At 72.2% G+C, this 3,778-nt stretch carries 2 protein-coding genes and 1 pseudogene; 1 reads left to right on the top strand and 2 read right to left on the bottom strand.

Going from position 1 to position 3,778, the window contains the following annotated elements; all coding sequences use genetic code 11:
* Window positions 1–1,223, top strand: a 1,223-nt coding sequence (locus AOK24_RS39865; protein ID WP_055724802.1) for an alpha-glucuronidase, incomplete at its 5' end; no start/stop codon positions are given.
* Between the two features lie 4 nt (window positions 1,224–1,227).
* Here the strand turns inward: AOK24_RS39865 and AOK24_RS39860 are convergent.
* Window positions 1,228–3,246 carry a beta-galactosidase gene (locus tag AOK24_RS39860; protein WP_055724801.1) on the bottom strand — a complete coding sequence of 673 codons (2,019 nt, stop codon included), beginning with the start codon at window positions 3,244–3,246 and terminating at the stop codon, window positions 1,228–1,230.
* A pseudogene (locus tag AOK24_RS39855) lies at window positions 3,243–3,749 on the bottom strand (YesL family protein); the annotation flags it as partial. The pseudogene AOK24_RS39855 and the gene AOK24_RS39860, both read right to left, overlap by 4 nt.
* Window positions 3,750–3,778 lie beyond the last annotated feature (29 nt).

The following is a 3,778-nucleotide window of genomic DNA, read 5'->3' as shown; positions in this document are numbered from 1 at the left end:
GGTGGGCCGGGGCCGTGCGGGGGGTGTACGAGGCGGTCCCGGACTTCGGGGGGTTCGTCGTGAAGGCCGACTCCGAGGGGCAGCCGGGGCCGTTCGCGTACGGGCGTTCGCACGCGGACGGGGCGAACATGCTGGCCGCCGCGCTCGCGCCGTTCGGGGGGACGGTGCACTGGCGGGCGTTCGTGTACGACCACCGGCAGGACTGGCGGGACCGCTCGACGGACCGGGCGCGGGCGGCGTACGACCATTTCGCGCCGCTGGACGGGCAGTTCGCGGCGAACGCGGTGCTCCAGGTGAAGCACGGGCCGATGGACTTCCAGACGCGCGAGCCCGTGTCGCCGGTGCTGGGGGCGCTGCCCCGGACGCGGTTCGCGGTGGAGGTGCAGGCGACGCAGGAGTACACCGGGCAGCAGCGGCACGCCTGTTGGCTGGGGCCGATGTGGAGCGAGGTGCTGCGGTTCCGGCCCCGGGGTGAACAGGGGCCGTGTATCGGGGAGTTGGCGGGCGAGCTGGTCGCCGTGTCGAACGTGGGGGACGACCCGTTCTGGACGGGGCACCCGCTCGCGCAGGCGAACCTGTACACGTTCGGCCGGTTGGCGTGGCAGCCCGACGCCGAGCCGCTGGACATCCTGGACGAGTGGCTCCGGCTGACCTTCGGCGAGGGCCCCTTCGACGGGCTGCGGCGGCTTCTCGCCGGGTCCTGGGCGACGTACGAGAAGTACACGGCGCCGCTCGGGGTGGGGTTCATGGTGCAGCCGGGGCATCACTACGGGCCGAGCGTCGACGGGTACGAGTACAGCCCGTGGGGGACGTACCACTTCGCCGACCGGGACGGGGTCGGGGTGGACCGGAGCGTGGCGACGGGGACGGGGTACGCGGGGCAGTACGGGGAGCCGTGGGCGTCGGTGTACGAGTCGGTGGAGTCCTGCCCCGACGAACTGCTGCTGTTCTTCCACCATGTGCCGTACGGGCATGTGCTGAGGAGCGGGAAGACGGTGATCCAGCACATCTACGACACGCACTTCGAGGGGGTCGAGGAGGCGGAGGAGGCCCGCCGGGTGTGGGCGGGCCTCAAGGGGGTGGTGGAGCCGGAGCGGTTCGCGCGGGGGGCGGAGCGGTTCGAGGAGCAGGTGCGCGGTGCCCGGGAGTGGCGGGATCAGGTGAACACGTACTTCTTCCGCAAGTCGGGGATCGCGGACGAGCGGGGGCGGGCCGTCTACTGATCGGCTACTGATCGGCCTTGAGGACGACGACGCCGAGCGGGTCGAGGACGAGGGGGGTACCGGCCTCGACCCGTTTGCCGGTGAGGAGGTCGGTCGTCGTGGTGTGAGCGGTCAACTCGGCTGTCTCCGCCGCGTGGTTGAGGAGGAAGAGGAGGGGGGTGCCGTCCTCGGTGACGCGGGTGGCGGTCTCGACGGCGGGGTGGTCGGCGTAGGGGCCGATCAGGTCGTGGCGGGCGAGGACGAGGCGCACGACGTGGTCGACGCCGGGCTGGTCGAGGGCCGTGGCGACGTACCAGCCCTCGCCGCCGTGGCCGCCGAAGCGGTTGCGGGTGACGGCGGGTGTACCGGCGTAGAAGTCCGCGCCGTAGGGGGCGACGGGGTGGGCGCCCTTGAGCTGGACGATCTCGAAGACCAGCCGGGCCTGTGACGCGGGGCCGTCCGGAAGGACTACGGGTTGTACGACCTCCGGGGGACGGGAGTCCCACTCGTCGATCCTGATACCCAGGAGGGAGGCGAGGGGTCCGGGGAGGTCGGTGAGGAAGGCGCGGTCGTGTTCGTCGGAGCGGGCGGACAGGAACGTCGCGAGGACGGTGCCGCCGCGCTCCGCGACCGCTTCGAGGCGGGCCGCCAGGTCGCCCTTGACGAGGTGGAGGGCGGGGGCGAGGACGACGTCGTAGGGGGTGAGGTCGGCGGTGACGGGGACGACGTCCACGTCGGCGCCGGCCTCGCGGGCCGCGCGGTAGTAGGCGTGGACGACGTCGAGGTAGCGGACGAGGCGGGAGGGGCCGTCGGAGAGCTCCAGGGCCCACCAGCTGTCCCAGTCGAAGAGGAGCGCGGTGCGGGCCGGGGTGCGGGCGCCGAGTGTGAGGTCGCCGAGGTCGGCCAACTCGCGGCCCAGGGCGGCGACTTCACGGAACGTGCGGGTGTCGGCGCGGCCGGCGTGGCCGATGACCGCGCCGTGGTACTTCTCGCAGGCGCCCCGGGAAGCCCGCATCTGGAAGTACAGGGCCGCGTCGGCGCCGTGCGCGACCGCCTGCCAGGTGGCGAGGCGCAGTTCGCCGGGGCGGTGCAGGGGGTTGACGTCGCGACATGCCGTCGTGGACGGGGTCTGCTCCATCAGCCAGAAGGGGGCGCCGTCCTTGAGGCCGCGCATCAGGTCGTGGGCGAGGGCCGGGCGGGTCGGCGGGGCGTCCTGCGGCGGGTAGTTGTCCCAGGACGCGAAGTCCAGGTGCGGGGCCCAGCGGTGGTAGTCCAGGGGGCGGTAGGTGCCCATCATGTTCGTCGTCACCGGCGTCTCCGGGTCGTGCTCCCGGATCGCCGCCTTCTCCGCCGTGAAGCAGCCGAGGAGGGCGTCGGTCATGAACCGCTGGTAGTCCAGGGTGAGGCCCTGGAACGCGGTGTGGTCGGGGCCCCGCCAGTGTTCGGTGAGCGCGCTCGGGGGTTCGATCTCGGCCCAGTCCGTGTAGCGGTGGGACCAGAAGGTCGTCCACCAGGCGTCGTTGAGGGCGTCCAGGGTGCCGTGGTGGGCCTTCAGCCAGTCCCGGAACGCCTGCGCGCACAGGTCGCAGTAACAGGCGCCGCCGTACTCGTTGTTGATGTGCCAGGCCAGCAACGCCGGGTGGGTGGCGTAGCGTTCGGCGAGGCGGGTCGCCAGCGCCGTGGACAGCCGGCGGTAGGCCGGGGAGCTGGGGCAGAAGTTGTGGCGCTGGCCGTAGCGGTGGCGGCGGCCCTCGAAGTCGGTGCGGTTGACCTCCGGGTACTTCTTCGCGAGCCACGGGGGCAGGGCGGCGGTTCCGGTCGCCAGGCAGACGCTTCTGCCGTGTGCCGCCGCGCGGTCCAGGATGTCGTCCAGGACCGTGAAGTCGTAGGTGTCCTCCGCCGGTTGGGTCAGCGACCAGATGAACACGCCGACCGTCAGCGTGTCGATGCCGGCCTCGTCGAACAGGCGGTGGTCCTCCGTCCAGACCTCCCGGGGCCATTGCTCGGGGTTGTAGTCGCCGCCGTACCGGATCTTGTCGGTCATGCGGTGAAGTTCTCCTTCGTCTCGGCGATCACCGGGCGGGCGGTGTGCAGCAGGGAGAGGAGCAGGAGGGCCGACAGGAGCGCCGGGAGCGCTTCCGTGAGCAGGGCCGTCATCGCGCCGGTCACGATCAGCAGCGAGAGGGCGCCCAGGGTGACCTTGCCGTGGCGCAGGAGGAAGTACGCGGCGAGGCGGGCCGTGTCCCTGGCGCGGAACGTGAACAGGGAGGTGAGGACGAGGGCGTGGGCGCCCCAGAGGAGGGTGGCGAGGGCGGTCGCCGCGACGATCAGGGCCCACCAGGTGGGGAGGCCGGTGGCCGCGAAGTGGGTGAGCGTGAAGGCGGTCACCGTCAGCCAGGCCAGGAGGGGGGTCCAGAGTTTCAGCGCGGGGAGGGTGTTGAGGCGCAGGCCCTGGAGGTAGAGGCGGGTGGGGTGGAGGTCGGTGAGGTCGGTGCTGCGGTGGTGGAGGGCGTAGAGGGCCGCGGAGGCGGGGGGGCCGCGGGGGACGGTTTGTTATACACATGTGGAGCTGGCGG

The sequence above is a fragment of the Streptomyces niveiscabiei genome (genome assembly GCF_001419795.1).
Classification (GTDB): domain Bacteria; phylum Actinomycetota; class Actinomycetes; order Streptomycetales; family Streptomycetaceae; genus Streptomyces; species Streptomyces niveiscabiei.
This window is presented reverse-complemented; position numbering and strand designations above follow the sequence as displayed.